This is a genomic window from Dyadobacter sp. (assembly GCF_039919315.1).
Lineage (GTDB): Bacteria > Bacteroidota > Bacteroidia > Cytophagales > Spirosomataceae > Dyadobacter.
In genome coordinates, this window is the sequence record NZ_JBDSFX010000043.1 from 19,036 (window position 1) to 38,191 (window position 19,156).

A 19,156-nucleotide genomic window follows, 5' to 3' on the forward strand; every position below is an offset into this window, starting at 1 on the left:
CAATGAGCCGTTGGGACGGTAAGACCAAAGGATCCTTAACGGGGTATAAAATCTTTCTTTTTTTTATCAATTCATTAGGGCTGGGTTTTGCATACCGCCTTTTGCAAATAGTTACTTACTACTACTATCTGTTTGCCGCAAAACCCAAAAACGCGCTTCTGGATTTTTATCAGGACACCCTTCACATTTCAGCTCCGGACGCCAGGAAAATGGTGCGCAGGAATTTTTACATTTTCGGCCAGACGCTGGTCGACAGAGCTGCTTTTTTGCTTGGCAAGGGCGAAAAGTTTACGCATACCTTCCAGAATGAGCAATACCTGATCGATATCAGGGAGGGCGGGAAAGGGGGTATCCTGCTGAGTGCGCACCTGGGAAACTGGGAAACGGCTGGTAATCTGCTGAAAGGGCGTATAACACCGACGATCAACATTGTGATGCTGGATGCCGAGGTGGAGAACATTAAGAAATATATGGATATGTCAACCGGCGGTTCCCGGTTTAAGGTGATAGCCATTAAAAATGACCTGTCACACATTATTTCAATCCGTAATGCTTTGATCAACAATGAGTTTGTAGCCATTCATTCGGACCGTTACCTGGAAGGGGCGAAATTTATCGAGCTGGATTTTTTCGGTAAAAAAGCTAAATTTCCCTACGGGCCGTTTGTGATTGCCTCCAAGTTCGACGCACCGGTCACATTTGTGTTTGCTGCAAAAGACGGAAATTACAGTTATCATTTAAGCGCCACATTGCCGCTTATAGGCCGGATGAAACCAGAGGAAATCGCAAAACTATATGTAGCGGAACTGGAAAGGAAAGTGCATGAGTACCCGGAACAATGGTTTAATTATTTCAATTTTTTTAGCGAATGATTGTCTCCAAGGACGATATTACCCAGTACATTCCGCATCGTCAGCCGTTTATCATGATTGATCATCTCGCCCATGTGACGCAGGAGAGATTCGAATCAGATTTTTTTATCGAAAACGATAACCTGCTGGTTGAAAATGGACAATTTCAGGCTACTGGCCTTATTGAAAACATAGCGCAAACTTGTGCGGCATCATTTGGATTTTTAGACCATCAGACCGACGGAAAGGCTAAAATCGGCTTTATCGGGGCCATTAGCAGGTTGGAAGTATTTGAACTTCCGGCCGTCAATACCACGATCACGACCATTGTTACACCATTGCATCAATTGGGAAATATTTACCTGGTGAAAGGCGAAAGTTTCCTGGAAGGGCGTATATTGCTTGGCTGTGAAATGAAGATTGTAGTATCGGAATAACCCCTAACGATAAATAGTAGTATGATATCTTCGGAAATCGAAATTGATATACGATTCAGTGAAACCGATGCCATGGGCGTAGTTTGGCATGGTAATTACCTCAAATTTTTCGAAGACGGCCGTGAGGCATTTGGCAAAGCTTACGGCCTCGAATACCTGACTATTTTCGACAAAGGCTATTTTACTCCCATCGTCAAATCAGAAATTGATCACAAAGCGCCGGTGTATTACGGACAGATCATTAAAGTCGTAACCCGCTACATACCTGCAAAATCCGCGAAAATTCAGTTTGAGTATGAGGTTATCAACCTTACAACCAATGAATTGTGTGCAATAGGTAAAACCATGCAGGTTTTTCTGAACAAAGAGTCGCGTACACTGGAACTGATCACGCCGGAGTTTTACAAAGAGTGGAAAGAGAAAAATAACGTTTAAAATGACCTATATCGGTGCAGAGGTGATCATTAGCCCATTGGGTGACAGCGCAGAGGCCAACTGGTCGGCTGTGTATGATAACCGCTCGGGAATTTCACTGGTGCAGGGTGCCGGGTTTGATGGAGAGGCAGTTTTTTTGTCCAAAATCCTTGATTTTAACAGTAATAGCAAATTCACCGCGCTTCTGATCCAAGCCATAGAAAAGATCAGAACAAGTATCGACGAAAGCATTATTACTTCTGCCAAAACGATTGTCATCATTAGCTCTACAAAAGGTGACCTTGACGTCAATATGAATGATCAGTTTGGCAAGCCGGTGGCTGCTATTACAGAACATTTTCACCTGGCCCACGATCCGCTAGTCATTTCAAATGCCTGTATTTCAGGAGTGCTGGCCATTAATGCTGCCAGTAACTTTATCGATGCGAATATTTATGAACACGCCATTGTAGTCGGCTGTGACGTTATTTCTGACTTCGTGGTTTATGGTTTTCAGTCATTGTTTGCGATCAGCGACAAGCCCTGCGCACCATTTGACAATAGCCGGAATGGTATTACGATGGGAGAGGGGTGTGGAGCGGTAGTAGTTTCGGGTTCCAGGGCTATTTTTAAAAACCAGCCCCTGGAACTGCTGAGTGGTACCACAGCGAATGATGCCAATCATATTTCTGGCCCTTCGCGCACCGGCGAGGGACTTTTCAGAAGTGTGAAAAAAACCATGGAGAGAAATCAGGTCAGCGCGGAAGAGATTGATTTTATCTCAGCCCACGGTACTGCCACAGTTTTCAATGATGAAATGGAATCCGTAGCATTTGACAGGCTGGAACTAAGCGATATTCCTTTGAACAGTCTGAAAGGCTACTTTGGGCATACGTTAGGTGCTGCCGGGGTCATTGAAACAGCTGCTTCCATGCAAATGATGCGAAATGGTGTACTACTGAAAAGCCTGGGGTACCAGGAAGCAGGTACATCCAAAGCATTGAATATCATATCTGAAAATAGAAAAGGAGAACTGAAAACGATTTTGAAAACAGCCTCAGGATTTGGCGGAGGTAATGCCTCTTTGATTATCAGGAGTATATGACGCGTATCAAGGCATATTGTCACTTGCGGGAGGATTTCTGTTCAGTCAATGGGCAGGTAATTGCAAAGCGTGATAAGGATTCGGAGGACGGTTGGTTCAAGCAAATATATAAGGCACAGGAGTTTGCGTATCCAAAGTTTCACAAAATGGATGGGCTCTCGCAGGCGGGATTTTTGGCTTCTGAACTGATCAAACGGATTTACCCAGAGATGGTCACTGCTTACAAGGATGACGAAATTGCAATGGTTTTTGCCAATCAGTCATCCAGTGCGGACACGGATCTGCGGTTTCAGAGATCGTACGAGCAAAATGGCGCTCCAAGCCCCTCGCTGTTCGTATATACTTTGCCCAACATTGTTTTGGGTGAGATTGCGATTCTAAACAAATGGTACGGTGAGAATATGTTTGCTGTTTTACCTAAATTCGCACCTGATTTTTTTGTCGATTACAGCCAGATTTTAATGTCAGCAGGTTCCAAAGCGGTGCTTGGAGGATGGATCGGGATCATGGAGAAGCAAGTCAATGTGTTTCTTTTTTTTGCAGACGATAGTGGGCAGGATGGGTTGGAGTTTAGTCCTGAAAACCTGGCGGGACTGGCAGAAATGTAATTTTATCAACAAATAGATTTACGCTTAATTTTAACAGAGGTAATGGATAATTTAAAAGAAGAACTGAAAAAGCAGATTATAGAGCAGCTTAACCTGGAAGATATTACACCTGCTGATATTCAGGATGATAGCCTGCTTTTTAATGACGCAGGACTCGGCCTGGACTCGATCGACGCATTGGAACTGATCGTTCTGTTAGAAAAGTACCACGGTATACAGGTTACCAACCCCGAGGAAGGCAAGGAAGCGTTCAAGTCGATCAGCACCATGGCTGACTATATCCTCAAAAGAAAAGCCTGAACCTAATCTCTGTTCGTAAATGGGTGTCCGCATCACCGGTATTGGTATTGTTTCTGCAATTGGGTTGTCGGTTGAGGAAAATTTGCTTGCATTAACGGAAGGCAGGTCGGGAATCGCACCGGCTGTTTTTTTTCAGGAGGCCTCCCGCAACCTGCTGGTGGGAGAGGTCAAAGTTTCGGACAATGACTTGAAAACGCAGCTCGGTACAGGTGCAGCCAACATTTCGCGTACATCTTTATTGGGTTTAAAAGCCGCGCGTGAGGCGTGGGGAAGCAATGTGCATACCCCCGCATTACGCACAGGAATCATTTCCGCCACTTCCGTCGGTGGAATGGACCGGAGCGAAGTTTTTTACAAAGATTATCTTGCTCAAAACAATCCTGATTTCTCACTCTTGAAAACGCACGACAGCGGTAGTACCACCGAACGGATCGCTGCCGTAATGGGTATTTCAGGTTATATCAATACACTTTCCACAGCCTGTTCGTCCGGGGCCAATGCGATTATGCTTGGGGCAAGATTGCTGATCCACGGTAAGCTGGATCGCGTGCTGGTGGGCGGTTCCGACGCGCTAACAAAATTTACGATCGACGGTTTTCGGTCGCTGATGATCTATGACGATCAATGGTGCCGGCCTTTCGACGAATCGCGCAGCGGACTTAATCTGGGAGAAGGAGCTGCTTTTTTGTTGTTGGAAAATGACAAGAGCATTGCCTTCTCGGGAAATAAAACGCTTTGCTATGTAAGCGGCTGGGCCAATGCGGCTGATGCGTACCACCAAACCGCTTCGTCGCCTGAAGGGAAAGGAGCGACATTGGCAATCGAAAATGCCATTCATCGCTCTGAGGTTACAGCGCAGGGCATTTCCTATGTGAATGCGCACGGTACCGGCACTAAAAACAATGATCTGTCGGAATCGGTGGCACTGAAAAATGTATTTGGAGAAAATATTCCTGCGTTCAGCTCTACAAAGGCTTTTACGGGACATACACTGGCGGCTGCTGGTGCTATCGAAGCTGTATTTTCGGTACTTTCCATTCAGCATAACCTGATTTATCCGAACCTGAATTTCCGCAAAGCAATCACTGAAACCGGCCTGGAACCGGTGACCAGCTTGCAAACCGACAAACCGGTGGACGCGGTATTATCTAATTCATTTGGTTTTGGGGGGAACAATTCTTCACTGGTTTTTACAAAAAAATAAAGCATACTTAGTTGTTTTACATCTCCGCAGCATCCTCGATCTCACACCAGCCTACATTCAAAAATGCGGGATTTTCTGCTTTTATCGGACCATTGACTGAATCATCGGCATTAGTCAGTCCGGACTACAAAGGATTTATCGAGGCTGGGCTCTTGCGCAGGATGAGCAAAATCCTTCGTATGTCGGTAGCCTGCTCCAAGGATTGCATTGAACAGGCGGGTATTGAGCAGCCGAATGCTATTGTCGTGGGAACGGGCCTAGGATGCTTGCAGGATACCGAAAAGTTTCTGAACAATTCGATTACCATCGAAGGGTTACTGCCGCCGACTGCATTTATCCAGTCTACCCATAACACAATGGCCGGACAGATCTCGTTAAGCATCGGAAATCATGGCTATAACATGACCCACACGCAGAACACGCTATCCTTTGAGCATGCGTTGCAGGATGCGATGTTGTTGTTGAATGAAGGTGAAAAGCATATCCTGGTCGGTGCTGCGGACGAGTACATTGAAATCCTGACTGAAATTTCAGGTCAGTTGAACATCAGACCCGAAACGTTACTCGCTTCAGGGGCATCATTTTTTGTCTTATCGAAAGAAAAAACGACCGCCTCCTTGGCCGTTGTCAAGGACTGCGTTACAACTGGTTTGGTACAAGACATTCCTGAAAAGATTGCCTCATTTTTGAGTGATAATGGATTAAAAGCGTCAGATTTGGATTTGATCTTGTACTCAGGAGCATCCAATGGCCTGAATCATGATGACGTGTTTTTGAAAACATTACCGGCCAGCTTAGGTAAATGCGTTGATTATTTGCAGCTTTCAGGGATTTATCCGACGGCTTCTGCATTTGCGCTACATTACGCGGCAGACCTGATGAATCAAAACAAATCATTAAAGAACATATTGATCTACAATTCATTGATCCAGAGAAATTTAGGTTTAACACTCGTCCAATCCATTGAAGCATAACATTACCACATTTTTCGCCATTACTGCCTTTGCCCTGTGTGGAATCATATTTTGGGAAACAGGATTTGTATGGCCGGTTTTGCTGCTGATTTTCATCGCTTATCTCGCTGCTACTTCTTACGGATCGTTTAAAATCCAGTCCAATTATTTTCTAAAATCGATCAACAAAGGCCAGCGGAAATCCATCGCGCTCACATTCGACGATGGCCCAGACCCGGATACGACTCCTGTAATTTTGGAGATATTGAAGCAAAAAAATGTAAAGGCTACGTTTTTTGTGATCGGTAAAAAAGCTGAAAAGTACCCCGAATTGTTAAGACAGATTGACGATGAAGGGCACATTGTCGCCAATCATTCATACAGCCATCATCACCTGATCGCGTTTTTTTCTACTGAGAAACTAAAAAAGGACATTGCACGCTGCAATAGCATTATTAATGAGGCAATCGGAAAGCCGCCGCGGTTTTTTCGTCCGCCGTTTGGCGTAACCAATCCCAGATATGCTACGGTGCTGAAGGAACTGCAACTGGATTGCATTGGATGGTCACTGCGGAGCTTTGACACGAAAGCGACGAATAAGTACCAGATCATTAATAAAATCATTTCAAAATTGCAGTCGCGGGACATCGTTCTCTTGCATGATAACCTGCGCGTTACGGCTGATTCGCTGGAAGATGTCATTGAGCATTGTCTTCAAAAAGGAGTGAAAATCGATACGCTGTCCCGCTTAATTCAGAAAGAACCTTATGACAAAATATAAGTTACTGCTCATGCTTTGCATCGCGTTGATAGGCAACCTGGTGCATGCGCAGTCGTTTAGACCTGCTGCTGATACCGAAAAGATCCTGGCAGATTTGCGTAAAACTTCACAAGCCACCACTTCGATCCAGGCGGCATTTTCCGAAGAAAAATACCTTTCTATACTGAAAGAACCGGAACATTCGACGGGATTGTTTTTTTATCAGAAAAATGACAAGATGCGGTGGGAACAAAAAACGCCTTTGAAATACATTATTTTGATCAATGGCGATAAGCTTCGCATCCAGGAAGCTGGCAAGGAGAAGAACGTTGGCCAGGCAGGCAGGATGGCGGCGCAGATCAAGGAATTGATGATTGGCCTGGTGAATGGCGATTTCCAGCAAAACACGGCTTTTTCGCTCGCTTGCCTGGAAAGTAATGATCAGTATATGGTAGTTCTTACACCTTTGAACCGTCGGTTGAAAAATATTTATTCCAAAATCTCAATGGTTTTTCCACGGAATACTCTTCGTTTGAAAGAGTTATCGTTTTTTGAAAAGAATGGTGACAAAAGCATTATGGAATTTCAGAATGAGAAATTCAACCAGCAGATCGACGAAAACCTGTTCCGGAATTTTTAGCTATATTTCTTAAAAGAATGCCCCAAAACGACATTTTTACAATTACAAACATTGATTCGACGGCGGACAGCATTGCTTCGGAAATTAACCTCAATGCCGGACACCACTTATTTAGCGGACATTTTCCAGGCTCACCGGTAACGCCGGGAGTGATCCAGCTGCAAATGATCAAAACGGTTTTGGAGCAGCATTTAAAAAGAGAATTACAACTCAAAACGGTCAGGACCTGTAAATTTCTGGAAGTGCTTAACCCCAATGTAACACCGGTCATCAGAGTCGATATCAAATATAAAATCCTGGAAGTGATCGAGGTAACTGCATCCGGCGTATTTGAAGGAACTACATTTTTCAAAGCGCAGGCAACTTATCAGTAAAAACACATTGAAAATGACCCTTTCTGATATCCGTTGCTGCATTATCATTCCAACTTACAACAATCAGCATACGCTTCGAAGAGTAATCGACGGGGTACTCGAATATTCGAATGGGGAGCACATCATTGTGATTAATGACGGATCGACGGGTGAAACAGGGGAGATTTTGCTCTCTTACGGGAGTAAGATACGGGTGCTAACCAATGCGAAAAACTTCGGCAAAGGCTATTCCCTCAGAAAAGGCTTCAATGAGGCGATTAGGCTGGGTTACGATAATGCGATCTCGATCGATTCGGATGGGCAACATTTGCCGGGAGATATTCCAATATTCATTGAGGCTGCTTCCCGAAATCCGGGCGCATTGCTGATGGGTTCCCGAAATATGCAACAGGAAGGTGTTCCGGGGAAAAGCTCGTTTGGCAATAAATTCTCCAATTTCTGGTTCAAGTTCGAAACCGGCCTTACATTACCTGATACGCAGACGGGCTTCCGGCTATACCCGCTCGGGCCGCTCAAAGAAATTAAACTGTTCACCACTAAATTTGAAACAGAAATAGAGGTGATCGTGAAGCTGGCCTGGAAGAATGTGCCTGTGATACCCATCCATATCCGGGTGATTTACGATATGAATGAGCGGGTTACCCATTTCCGGCCTTTCCGGGATTTTACGCGCATCAGCATTCTCAATACCTGGCTGGTGATTCTTACATTACTTTATTATCTGCCCAAAAGACTGCTGACAGCGATTAATAAAAAAGGTCTCTGGAAGATGATTAGGGAAGAAGCTATCAAGCCAGAAGAATCCAATTGGAGCAAGGCCAAATCTGTCGGTTTTGGCTTTTTCATGGGGATAGTTCCAATTTGGGGATTTCAGCTGCTGGTAGGCATCCCGCTTTCTATTTACTTCAAAATGAACAAGGTATTGTTTCTGACTGCTGCGAACATTAGCATTCCACCGTTCATTCCATTCATTATTTTTGGCAGTTACCAGTTCGGTGGATTGTTTTACAAAAATGGTGCGCAGATTACCTCGTTGGACGGCCTGACGCTGGAATCCATTCATGTCAATTTAGTACAGTATTTTTTAGGAGGAACGCTGCTCGCACTCGCGGCAGGTACGATTGGTTTTGTGGCAACCTACTTGCCGCTGGCTATTTTCCGCCCTTCACCGAAGAGCCTCTGATCAGTTCCCAACTTTTCCTAGTGTCTTGAATTATATCAATTTGATCGCTGCATTGTTCTAAAAATGGCTTTGATGCCGTTTTGAGGTAATGTGTCAGTTATTCTGTGACAACCAGCCCGTTAAGGTGAGCTTACGACTCTGGCAATGAAATATGTCTCCAAATTTTTATAAAATCTATACGAATTACTCAAAAATAAGGCTTTTGCGATTTTGTTATGAGGTGCCATTCTCTATATTTACGAGAATTATAAAACCTTTAACCAAATTTTGTTCAGCGCATGAGTAACATTACCTATTTAGTGCCGGCATTAGGCCTTATTGGCTTGCTGGTTATGTTCTTCAAAAGAGGCTGGGTTGTCCGGCAGGATGCCGGAAGTCCTGATATGAAAGAGATTGCGGATGCCATCGCCGATGGCGCTCTTGCCTTCCTGAAAGCCGAATGGCGTGTACTCATAATCTTTGGTATTATTGTTAGTATTTTGTTAGGTTATTCAGGCACATTGGTCGAGAATTCCAGTGTCTTCATCGGCGTATCATTCCTGATCGGAGCGTTCATTTCTGCATTCGCGGGCTACATTGGGATGAATATCGCAACCAAATCCAACGTGCGTACGACGCAGGCAGCACGAACAAGTCTTACAAAAGCTCTGGAAGTTTCCTTTACAGGCGGTTCTGTGATGGGTATAGGCGTTGCGAGTCTGGCGGTGATCGGACTGGGTGGCTTGTTCATTGTGTTATATTACTTCTTCATTGGCGACAGCACTGATGTGAATGGTCTGGGAATGGAAAAAGTGCTGGAAGTACTGGCAGGATTTTCACTGGGTGCCGAATCCATTGCGCTTTTTGCCCGTGTTGGTGGCGGTATTTATACCAAAGCAGCTGACGTTGGTGCCGACCTTGTAGGAAAAGTAGAGGCCGGGATTCCAGAAGACGATCCACGTAACCCTGCTACCATTGCGGATAACGTAGGCGATAATGTAGGTGACGTCGCCGGTATGGGCGCCGACCTTTTTGGGTCTTACGTGGCTACGATATTGGCTACCATGGTGTTAGGTAGAGAGATCATTTCAAACGGTTCTGATAATTTTGGAGGTATTTCACCGATTCTACTACCGATGGTTATTGCGGGAGTTGGGTTGATCGCTTCTATCATCGGAATGCTTCTGGTTCGTGTGAGCGATGATAACGGTAATGTACAGGGTGCGTTGAACCGGGGTAACTGGGGATCGATTGTATTGGTGCTGATTGCCAGCTATCCGTTGACCATGTGGATGTTACCCGAAGGAACGCTCACGATTCGCGGCGTTGATTTTACTTCCATTGACGTTTTCTGGGCGATTTTGCTGGGCTCGATCGTCGGTGCGATTATGTCTACCGTGACGGAATATTATACTGCTATGGGCAAGCGTCCGGTGCAATCTATTGTGAATCAGTCGTCTACTGGTCATGCTACTAACATCATCGGCGGACTTTCAGTAGGTATGGAGTCGACTGTTATCCCGACATTGGTTCTGGCAGCCGGGATTTATATCAGTTACGAATTCGCAGGACTTTACGGTGTGGCGATTGCCGCGGCCGGAATGATGGCGACTACCGCAATGCAGCTGGCTATTGATGCTTTTGGGCCGATTGCTGATAATGCTGGTGGTATTGCTGAAATGGCACATTTGCCCGAAGAAGTTCGCGGCCGTACCGACATTCTGGATGCAGTAGGAAATACCACAGCTGCCGCAGGAAAGGGATTTGCCATTGCGTCAGCCGCACTGACTTCGCTGGCACTTTTCGCGGCTTTCTGTGGTGTAGCAGGGATTAATTCCATTGATATCTACAAAGCCAATGTGCTTGCAGGGTTGTTTGTGGGAGCCATGATACCATTCATTTTCTCGTCATTGGCAATCGCTGCCGTGGGACGCGCAGCTATGAAAATGGTGGAAGAAGTACGTCGCCAGTTCCGCGAAATTCCGGGTATTATGGAAGGAACGGCGAAGCCTGAGTACGACAAATGTGTTGCGATTTCAACAGAAGCATCTATTCGTGAAATGATCGCACCCGGCCTGATTGCATTGATCGTTCCTTTACTGGTCGGTTTCCTGTTTGGGCCGGAAGTATTGGGAGGCACACTGGCTGGTGTGACGGTTTCGGGTGTATTGATGGGTATTTTCCAAAACAATGCAGGTGGTGCCTGGGATAATGCGAAAAAATCATTCGAAAAAGGCGCTGTCATCAACGGAGAGACGTTCTATAAAAAATCAGAGCCGCATAAAGCTGCCGTGACGGGTGATACCGTGGGTGATCCTTTCAAAGACACCTCTGGTCCATCCATGAACATCCTGATCAAGTTGATGTCCATCGTTTCACTCGTTATCGCCCCTCATATCGGGGTTAAAAATGTTCATACTGGTAGTTTGAATGTGAAGGATGAAAGTAAAAAAGTGGTGGTTTCTGTGTCAAAAGCAGAACTTAGTGATAAATCAATTGATGTAGTTGCTGCTTATCCATTGGAGAAGAAAAGCCACTAGTTGACATCATTTTTATTTCGATAATCCAATGCCCGGTCTTGATGATCGGGCATTGTTTTGTTACCCAAATCCACATTGCCCAGGCTTTGTTTTGAGAGAATTATACGATATATTAGATCAAAAGTTAAGGTATGGAAATGTTAACGATTGAAATAAATAACCCCAAGGCCAAGCGCCTGATCGATGATCTGGCAGATTTGGGACTAATATCTGTAAAGGAAACCAAGCCTTCGTGGAATGAACGCTGGCAGGAACTGTCAAAATCTCTTCCTGACTCGGATGCAATCACAGAGCAGGATATTCTGGATGAAGTTTCTGATGTAAGAAGTTCCAAAAAAGTTTTGTGAGGATCGTAGTTGACACCAATTTATAAGTTAGGATGATTTCTTGCTAGCACTTTCTCAGGACGGTCTAGCCGAATATCTGATTACAGGAAACAAATTAGATCTGCTGGCATTAAGGCAATTTGGAGCTACTCGTATTTTGAGTTTGACTGAGTTTCTGGAAATAAATTCTGAAAGTCAGGAATAGCTTTCATAACTCCCCGGAATGATTTTTGTTGGAATAAGCTGCCGGACGTGGCGATGTATCTGATCAGATACCTGGCACTCGGCAACTTTCTATTTCAACAAAATAATAAATCATGAAAAAAGTATTGGTACTCGCTGCAATGATAGGATTTTCAACAGCGGCATTTGCTCAGGATTCGCAAACTAAGACTGAAAAAGCTGTGGATGATACCAAAGCAGCTGGAAAAAAAGCAGGAAAAGAGATTAAAAAAGACGCCAAAATTGTGGGCGAAAAAACCGAGGAAGGTGCTGAAAAAGTAGCTGATGGCACAGAAAAGGCATATAAAGCTACCAAAAAGGGTACAAAAAAAGCTTACAAGGCGACTAAGAAAGAAGCCAAGGAAGTGAAAGAAGATGTGAAGGAAAAAATAGACAACAAATAATCAGGTTTTATGCCCGTCAAACTAATCGGCAACGAGAACTTGACGGGCATTGTTTTGCTCCATCCGTAGCACTTCTTCCCATTTGTTAGGGCAAAAAAAAACGAATGAACACGAAAACGTCCCGACTGACATTCAGCCGGGACGTTTTTATTAAAAAAAGCGACCGGATATCAACCCAATTTCTTTTTAAGGTAATCCAATGAAAGCTTGTAAGCATCCGCAGCCGCAGCAGCGTCATATTTCGGATTACTTGGGTTAGCAAATGCGTGGACAGCATCGTACGTTTTGATAGTCACTTTTTTGCCCGCAGTCTTCATATCTTCTTCAAACTTAGCAACGGCAGCGGGAGGAATTCCCTGATCCTGGCTGCCAAAGATCCCCAGTACATCAGTGTTGAGGTTTTTCAGTTTCTCAACATCTGTTTCCGGGCGACCGTAATACATCACGCACCCTACCACCTGCTTACCGCCGGCAATTGCGTTCTGCAATGAAAGCATGCCTCCAAAGCACCATCCAATGCTTGCGATTTTGGCATTAGTACCTGCATATTGTACACCACCTTTGGTAATGGCGGCCAGCCTGTCGGCCGGAGCACTCTGCATCAGCTTGCCAGCTTCTTCACGTGTGGTACCTACTTTGCCGTCATACATATCGAGGGCAAGCACATTCACATCGCCCAAATCTTTGTGAAGCTTTGCGGCCTCTTGTTTGATATAATCATTCAGTCCCCACCATTCTTGATAAACAAAAAGCCATTTGTCTGATTTTTTAGCAGATTTCAGCAAAAAACCGCTGGCTGTTTTGCCATCGGGTGTCGTGAAGGTGACGGTTTCTCCCGCTCCCTGATAATGGAAAGGAACCGGTGCTTCATGTAACATTTGAAAATCAGCATTAGCGGCCAATGTCGACATATCATTTGCCTCAGTATGGCAAAGCGGAATAGTTGACGGTGTTTGTTCTGTCTTTGGCAGGAACATCTTGAAGAGAAAAATGGACACCAATATAAAAATTGTTCTCATTGGACAGAATTTTGAAGTGAACGGATTATGACAATATCTTAAAGATATGCAAAATACGAATGAAACCGAATGGGGTGTTGCGTAGACAGATACGGGAGATTTTTTGGCTTCTCGCATTTGAAATTGTCATCATTGGTGAAAATATTGTACTTATTGAAAGAGAGGAACTTAATCGTACAAAACACCCGTTAACTTTGAAGTATGTTTTTATAAGTCCATGAGTCGTAAGCAATATTTCTTTATAATTCTTATTCTAGGTTCCCTCGCTACTGTCAGCCCTTTTTCCATTGACATGTACCTTCCAGGGTTTCCCCGCATTGCAGCGGACCTAAAAACCACTATTGATAAAGTGCAACTTTCACTCACCAGCTATCTGATCGGAATTTGTCTCGGACAGATATTATACGGACCATTACTCGACCGGTTCGGAAGGAAAAAGCCACTGTATGCCGGGTTGATCTTGTATGTGATTGCTTCTTTTGGCTGCGCACTTACCTCGTCCGTTGACTCGTTGATCACCATGCGGTTTTTTCAGGCGATGGGTGGCTGTGTAGGTTTGGTAGCTTCACAAGCATTGGTTAGTGACCTTTTTCCGGCAGAAAAGAGAGCAGAAGTGTTTTCTCTGATTACACTGGTCATCGCAGTTTCACCCATGATCGCGCCGACAGTTGGCGGCTATGTGACGTCATCTATCGAATGGCAATGGATATTTATCATTCTGGCGGGAATCGTAAGTCTTATACTAGCGGCTATCTACTTCTTCCTGCCCACAGGGCGGGATGCTGATAACTCCGTATCGCTGCGACCGAAGGCGGTTTTGAATGGCTATGCGACCGTTATCACCCAGCCTCAGTTTTTAATTTACACATTGGCCGGAGGATTGGCCACGGCAGCGCCATTTGCCTACATAGCAGGTTCTTCCGATGTTTTCATGAACATTTACAAAGTCAGTGAGCAGCAGTATGGATGGATTTTCGCATTCCTGGCGGTGGCCATGATCGGCTCCACGCAGCTGAACCACATTCTTTTGAAGAAATATACGAGCGAACAGATCATTAGAGTCACGCTGGTTTATCAAAGTATCGTTGGCTTTATCTTGATCGTGGGCGTCTATAACAACTGGTTTGGCCTGTTTTCATTGATCGGGATGATGTTCGTATTTCTTACGGGACAAGGTCTGACTGGCCCTAATGCTTCTGCCTTATCGCTGGCCCCGTTCAAAAAGCACACAGGTAGCGCATCTGCATTAATGGGTAGCTGGCGGATGGGGGCAGGTGCGATCATTTCCGCGATTGTGAGCCTGCTGCATAACAACACGGCCATGCCTATGGTAGGTATGATGGCGTTTTGTTCGATCGGAGGTCTGGTTATTCTACATGCGGGAAATGCTGTGGTAAGGCACCATGCGAACAGGGGAGAAGTGGAAGAAGAAATTTCTGTTTTGCTATGATGATCAGGGCAGGTTTTTTACTGCATTGTAAATCATGTTAATGTATTCTTTCCGGTCTATCTCCAAGGCAACCAGTACATTAGGTTCTTTTTCAAGGACATTGTAAAAATCAACGACTGTTTGGCCGCGGGTCAACTCCCCTTTAGTTTCTACATCCACATAGCAGGGCTTTGTCTTGAAAATTCCCGGATTAATTAGCCAGGCGATCGCGCAAGGATCATGCAAAGCTGCACCTCCTTCCATTTCAGCATGATTTTTCCTGTAAAATATGGAGAAAAAGTCCATCATGTCGGCAGCGGCAGCGCCCGATTTGTTGCCCAGTGATCTGAAAAGGTCAATGTCATTTTGAAAAACCAGTGCCTGATGGGTCACATCCAGGCCGCTCATGGTAATGGGCAACCCGCAACTGAACACGATGGCCGCAGCTTCCGGGTCAGCATAGATGTTGAATTCAGCGCAGGGAGTCATATTTCCACGAAATACACCACCACCCATCAGTGAGATTCGCTCGATCTTGTCTTTCAAATGAGGATAGGCGAGGAGGAAAATTGCAATGTTGGTCAGCGGCCCGGTGGGCACGATCGTGATTTTTTCCGTCGCATTCGTCAACATTGCCGCGATACCTTCTGCTGCCGGAATGGGCTCAGCTTTGATCGTGTCAGTGGGTAGGGAAGAGCCGTCGAGACCGGTTTCGCCATGTGCGTAGTCAGCCACGATGAGGTCACGAAACATCGGTTTCGGTGCGCCTTGATAAACCGGCACATTCGCACCGATCAACGTGAGGATTTTCAGTGCATTGGAAAGTGTTTTTTCCTGCGTCTGATTTCCTGCCGATATCGTTACTGCCTTCACGTCGAACATTCCGCTTCCAAATGCCAGCATGAGCATCAGTGCATCGTCATGGCCCGGGTCGCAATCAATGATAATGGGTATCTTGTTCATGATCAAATATTTAAACCAGTTCAGAAAGATAGGGCGCAGAACTTTGAGCGCCCATTCTAGTCACGGATATAGCCGCAGCTTTGCATGCAAAATGGCAGGCTTTCACCCAGTTTTCTCCTGAGGCTAATGCTTTTAGGATCGCTCCATTGAACACATCGCCAGCCGCAGTAGTGTCCACAGCTGGTACTTTCAAAGCTGGTATGAAGTCATTAAATTCATTGTTAGAAAGAAATACACCCTTGCTACCGAGTGTAATGATCACATTTTGCACTCCTTTTTGGTGAAAATACGCCGCCGCATTCTGTAATGCTTCCGCGCTATCGGTAACAATCCCAGTCATGATTTCAGTTTCTGTTTCATTGGGTGTGATCAAAAACAACCCATTTAGAAAATCGTCAGCCAGTTTCACGCCCGGCGCCGGATTGAGAATGACCTTAATGTTCTCATTCTGACATTTCCTGATCACGTACCGGACCGTTTCCAGCGGAATTTCCAGTTGGATCAAAGCCATTTCAATATCCTCAAAAACGGCATCAGGGAGATCGGCAGGTAACAAATCCATATTAGCACCCGATGCTACCACAATTTCATTCTCACCTTTGCCATTGACTGTGATCAGCGCCACACCCGATGCCAGGTCCTGGGATTTGGCAAAGTATTGAATGTCAAGTCCTTCTTTTACAAAACCATCGCGGGCCTGTTTTCCAAATATGTCATCACCAGTTTTGGCAACAAACCGGACATCCGCCCCAAGCCTGGCCGCAGCCACCGCCTGATTCGCCCCTTTTCCGCCGGGATTCATCAGAAAAGTCCCGCCCAAAACCGTTTCACCAGGCTTTGGGAACTCTTCCGTTTTGACAACCATATCCGTATTGGAGCTCCCAATGATCAAAACTTTGTGTTCCATTATCTTCTGGCGATTGATTTTTTGTCCACCAAAATACCCAATCCGTAATGTTCCGGGTAATTGTATAATGTCTGCCCGGTCGCCTTCGCAATGTCTTTTACTGCATTGCGAACCTCCGGAAAACTTTCGGTATCATGGAAAATCGTGCAGTCGCTGTGTTGCGCCGCCCACAGGCCGCATTCGAATGTCTCTTTGTAATTATGGACAATGTCGACGTGGGCCAGATCGTAACGCTGATTGTCCGAAACGATCCAGTCACGGTAGTCGGATTTGATCAGTTTAATGTTGGTATACGCCGCCAGTCGCTTACTGGTTTCTTCAAAATGTTCGTTTTTATTGACTGTATGCACATCACCTTCGAATGTGTCCACGCCGGTTACCGATTCAAAATAATTGGAAAAAACCACTGCTGAGTACCCAAATTCAACTCCAAATTCAATGCAGCGCTTCCTTTCCAGACCAAATTGTTCAATGATATCTTCAATGATCAGTTCCAGCCCTTTCCATGCTGAAACGATTTCCAGCATCTTTTCGGGTTGACGCAGATTTTTGGGTTTATACGGTTTAATGTCGGCGATGAAGTGGTCCCTGATGTATGTTTTTAATCCCATGGCTTTAATTTAATGAGCAATATTTTCGCAAGTAAAGTCTTGTCAGCTAAATATGCTAGTTTTAGAAATTCAAAATCAAACCTTCATTCTTCCCAAACTCAAAATGATATGAGGAAATATGTTTTGCTATCATTCATATTAGGACTTACTATGCAATCTTGCCAACAAAAGACGGAAAAGGAAAACGACGCCCAGAAGCCAATAAGCGAGGTTTTTGCCAGTTATTATGAAGAGAAGCAACCGCTGAGCCCGCTGGAAGCAACTTACAATGGTGATAACCGCTACAATGATAAAATGTCCGACGAACTTACCCAGGCAGGGAAGGCGAGGGCTGTTGCGTTTTATAAAAAATACCAGGATGAGCTTGCCAAGTATGATCGTGAGATGCTCTCCGCCGAGGAAAAAGTAAGCTGGGATCTTTTGCAATGGGAATGTAATATCAACCTCGAAGGCTTAAAGTTCCCTACCGAGCTACTACCGCTAAACCAGATATTCTCAACGCATTTACTGATCGGCCAGATGGCCAGCGGGAGTAGCGTACAGCCTTTTAAGACTGTGAAAGACTACGAAAACTGGCTGAAACGCGTCGATGGCTTTGTTGTGTGGTGCGATACGGCGGTTGTGAATATGCGGAAAGGAATCAAGGAAGGGTACGTACTTCCGACTTCGTTGATCAAAAAAGTAATCCCGCAGCTTACTGATATGGACCACGGGCCGGTTAAGGAACATTTGTTTTATTCTCCTGCTAAAAATTTCCCAAAAGAATTTACACCTGAGGAAAAAGCCCGATTCGAGAAAGAATATGCCACAATGGTTGAATCGAAAATCATTCCTACTTTTCAAAAGATGCATTTATTTTTTGAAAAAGAATATCTGCCGGCTGGTCGCAGTACCAATGGTTTTGATGCCCTGCCGAATGGAAAAGCACTTTATGATTACTACATTAAGTTCTACACTACGACTGAGATGACCGCTGATGAGATTCACAAACTCGGCCTGAGCGAAGTAGAAAGGATTTCCAAAGAAATGGAAAAGGTGAAGGAACAGGTAGGTTACAAAGGCGACCTGAAATCCTTTTTCAATGATGTACGGAGCAATAGGAAACTAATGCCATTTACATCGGCAGAACAAGTAGTGGCGAATTTTAATAAGATCCACGAAAGGATGAAGCCGAATCTGAAAAAGCTGTTTGAACTGACACCAAAAACTGCATTTGAAGTACGCAGAACGGAGGCTTTCAGAGAAGCATCGGCGTCGGCGGAATACAATCCGGGGCTGGCTGACGGATCTCGTCCGGGTATTTTTTATGTGCCGGTACCCAATGCGAAAGAGTATAATATAGTTTCGGATGAGAGCCTATTCCTTCATGAAGCGATTCCTGGGCATCATTACCAGTTTTCATTGCAGCAAGAAAATAAAGCATTGCCAGCATTCAGGAAAAACATCTGGTATAGTGCGTATGGCGAGGGCTGGGCGCTTTATTCCGAATCATTGGGTAAAGAATTGGGCTTATATACTGATCCTTATCAATATTTCGGCATGTTAGGCGCTGAAATGCACCGTGCGATCAGGTTGGTAGTCGATACTGGTCTTCATTCCAAAGGCTGGACGCGGGAACAGGCCATTCAGTATTCGCTGGACCATGAAGTAGAATCAGAAGAGAGCATTACTGCGGAAATCGAGCGTTACATGGCTGGCGCCGGACAAGCATTGTCCTACAAAATCGGGCAGTTGAAGATCAGGGAGTTGAGGGCAAAATCTGAAAAAGACCTGGGTGCGAAGTTTGATATCCGGGAGTTTCACAAGCTCGTATTGGAATCAGGCTGCGTTCCGCTGAAATTACTGGAAGATAAAATCAATGGCTGGATCGCGACGAAGAAATAGCGATAATATCAGGAAAGGCTGCATCAGTTGTCATGAGCGGAGT

At 45.0% G+C, this 19,156-nt stretch carries 21 protein-coding genes; 17 read left to right on the plus strand and 4 right to left on the minus strand.

All coding sequences use genetic code 11. From position 1 onward, the window contains the following. Positions 1-2 precede the first annotated feature (2 nt). From ABIO93_RS11705 to ABIO93_RS11775, 15 genes are all read left to right on the plus strand, one after another. Positions 3-872, plus strand: coding sequence for a lysophospholipid acyltransferase family protein (locus ABIO93_RS11705; RefSeq protein ID WP_348067739.1), 870 nt, complete (start codon positions 3-5; stop codon positions 870-872). Continuing rightward, positions 869-1,288 (plus strand): hypothetical protein, encoded by a 420-nt coding sequence (locus ABIO93_RS11710; protein ID WP_348067740.1) that lies wholly within the window; start codon positions 869-871, stop codon positions 1,286-1,288. Before ABIO93_RS11705 ends, ABIO93_RS11710 begins: the two co-directional genes overlap by 4 nt. Before the next feature lie 21 nt (positions 1,289-1,309). Beyond that, positions 1,310-1,723: a thioesterase family protein gene (locus tag ABIO93_RS11715; protein WP_348067741.1), complete on the plus strand. Its 414-nt coding sequence runs from the start codon at positions 1,310-1,312 to the stop codon at positions 1,721-1,723. Position 1,724: 1 nt separating this feature from the next. Further along, the gene (locus ABIO93_RS11720; protein WP_348067743.1) at positions 1,725-2,807 is read left to right on the plus strand and encodes a beta-ketoacyl synthase N-terminal-like domain-containing protein; all 1,083 of its coding nucleotides are present in this window, start codon (positions 1,725-1,727) and stop codon (positions 2,805-2,807) included. Beyond that, complete coding sequence (locus tag ABIO93_RS11725; protein WP_348067745.1) at positions 2,804-3,415, plus strand: hypothetical protein; 612 nt, start codon at positions 2,804-2,806, stop codon at positions 3,413-3,415. The genes ABIO93_RS11720 and ABIO93_RS11725 overlap by 4 nt, the downstream gene beginning before the upstream one ends. 42 nt (positions 3,416-3,457) lie before the next feature. Then, positions 3,458-3,715 carry a phosphopantetheine-binding protein gene (locus tag ABIO93_RS11730; RefSeq protein WP_348067747.1) on the plus strand — a complete coding sequence of 86 codons (258 nt, stop codon included), beginning with the start codon at positions 3,458-3,460 and terminating at the stop codon, positions 3,713-3,715. Between the two features lie 19 nt (positions 3,716-3,734). Beyond that, positions 3,735-4,919, plus strand: coding sequence for a beta-ketoacyl-[acyl-carrier-protein] synthase family protein (locus tag ABIO93_RS11735; protein ID WP_348067749.1), 1,185 nt, complete (start codon positions 3,735-3,737; stop codon positions 4,917-4,919). An 11-nt stretch (positions 4,920-4,930) separates the two neighbouring features. After that, positions 4,931-5,893 carry a beta-ketoacyl synthase chain length factor gene (locus ABIO93_RS11740; RefSeq protein ID WP_348067751.1) on the plus strand — a complete coding sequence of 321 codons (963 nt, stop codon included), beginning with the start codon at positions 4,931-4,933 and terminating at the stop codon, positions 5,891-5,893. Further along, entirely contained in the window at positions 5,883-6,653 is a 771-nt protein-coding gene (locus ABIO93_RS11745; RefSeq protein WP_348067752.1) for a polysaccharide deacetylase family protein, read from the plus strand. The genes ABIO93_RS11740 and ABIO93_RS11745 overlap by 11 nt, the downstream gene beginning before the upstream one ends. Further along, positions 6,640-7,272: an outer membrane lipoprotein carrier protein LolA gene (locus ABIO93_RS11750; protein WP_348067754.1), complete on the plus strand. Its 633-nt coding sequence runs from the start codon at positions 6,640-6,642 to the stop codon at positions 7,270-7,272. Before ABIO93_RS11745 ends, ABIO93_RS11750 begins: the two co-directional genes overlap by 14 nt. Positions 7,273-7,289: 17 nt before the next feature. Continuing rightward, positions 7,290-7,646 carry a 3-hydroxyacyl-ACP dehydratase gene (locus ABIO93_RS11755; protein WP_348067756.1) on the plus strand — a complete coding sequence of 119 codons (357 nt, stop codon included), beginning with the start codon at positions 7,290-7,292 and terminating at the stop codon, positions 7,644-7,646. A gap of 13 nt (positions 7,647-7,659) precedes the next feature. After that, positions 7,660-8,829: a DUF2062 domain-containing protein gene (locus tag ABIO93_RS11760; protein ID WP_348067758.1), complete on the plus strand. Its 1,170-nt coding sequence runs from the start codon at positions 7,660-7,662 to the stop codon at positions 8,827-8,829. Positions 8,830-9,107: 278 nt separating this feature from the next. Then, on the plus strand, positions 9,108-11,348 hold the full coding sequence (locus ABIO93_RS11765; protein WP_348067760.1) for a sodium-translocating pyrophosphatase: 2,241 nt from the start codon (positions 9,108-9,110) through the stop codon (positions 11,346-11,348). Between the two features lie 131 nt (positions 11,349-11,479). Then, positions 11,480-11,695 (plus strand): hypothetical protein, encoded by a 216-nt coding sequence (locus ABIO93_RS11770; protein ID WP_348067762.1) that lies wholly within the window; start codon positions 11,480-11,482, stop codon positions 11,693-11,695. 296 nt (positions 11,696-11,991) lie between these two features. Then, a complete protein-coding gene (locus ABIO93_RS11775) occupies positions 11,992-12,300 on the plus strand; it encodes a hypothetical protein (protein ID WP_348067764.1) in 309 nt (102 codons plus the stop codon). Positions 12,301-12,470: 170 nt separating this feature from the next. Here the strand turns inward: ABIO93_RS11775 and ABIO93_RS11780 are convergent, their stop codons facing one another. Next, complete coding sequence (locus ABIO93_RS11780; protein WP_348067766.1) at positions 12,471-13,319, minus strand: dienelactone hydrolase family protein; 849 nt, start codon at positions 13,317-13,319, stop codon at positions 12,471-12,473. A 217-nt stretch (positions 13,320-13,536) separates the two neighbouring features. On the opposite strand from ABIO93_RS11780, the gene ABIO93_RS11785 reads away from it, so the two are divergent. Beyond that, on the plus strand, positions 13,537-14,769 hold the full coding sequence (locus ABIO93_RS11785) for a multidrug effflux MFS transporter (protein ID WP_348067768.1): 1,233 nt from the start codon (positions 13,537-13,539) through the stop codon (positions 14,767-14,769). Between the two features lie 3 nt (positions 14,770-14,772). Here ABIO93_RS11785 and ABIO93_RS11790 read toward each other — a convergent pair whose 3' ends face one another. From ABIO93_RS11790 to ABIO93_RS11800, 3 genes are read right to left on the minus strand one after another with little or no spacing between them, the layout of a single operon-like run. Then, positions 14,773-15,711 carry a nucleoside hydrolase gene (locus ABIO93_RS11790; protein ID WP_348067770.1) on the minus strand — a complete coding sequence of 313 codons (939 nt, stop codon included), beginning with the start codon at positions 15,709-15,711 and terminating at the stop codon, positions 14,773-14,775. A gap of 10 nt (positions 15,712-15,721) precedes the next feature. Next, the gene (gene rbsK, locus ABIO93_RS11795) at positions 15,722-16,618 is read right to left on the minus strand and encodes a ribokinase (RefSeq protein WP_348067772.1); all 897 of its coding nucleotides are present in this window, start codon (positions 16,616-16,618) and stop codon (positions 15,722-15,724) included. Next, positions 16,618-17,229 carry a class I SAM-dependent methyltransferase gene (locus tag ABIO93_RS11800; RefSeq protein ID WP_348067774.1) on the minus strand — a complete coding sequence of 204 codons (612 nt, stop codon included), beginning with the start codon at positions 17,227-17,229 and terminating at the stop codon, positions 16,618-16,620. Before ABIO93_RS11800 ends, rbsK begins: the two co-directional genes overlap by 1 nt. 108 nt (positions 17,230-17,337) lie before the next feature. Here ABIO93_RS11800 and ABIO93_RS11805 point away from each other — a divergent pair, with 108 nt between their 5' ends. Next, the gene (locus ABIO93_RS11805) at positions 17,338-19,113 is read left to right on the plus strand and encodes a DUF885 domain-containing protein (protein ID WP_348067776.1); all 1,776 of its coding nucleotides are present in this window, start codon (positions 17,338-17,340) and stop codon (positions 19,111-19,113) included. The last annotated feature ends 43 nt before the right edge of the window (positions 19,114-19,156 follow it).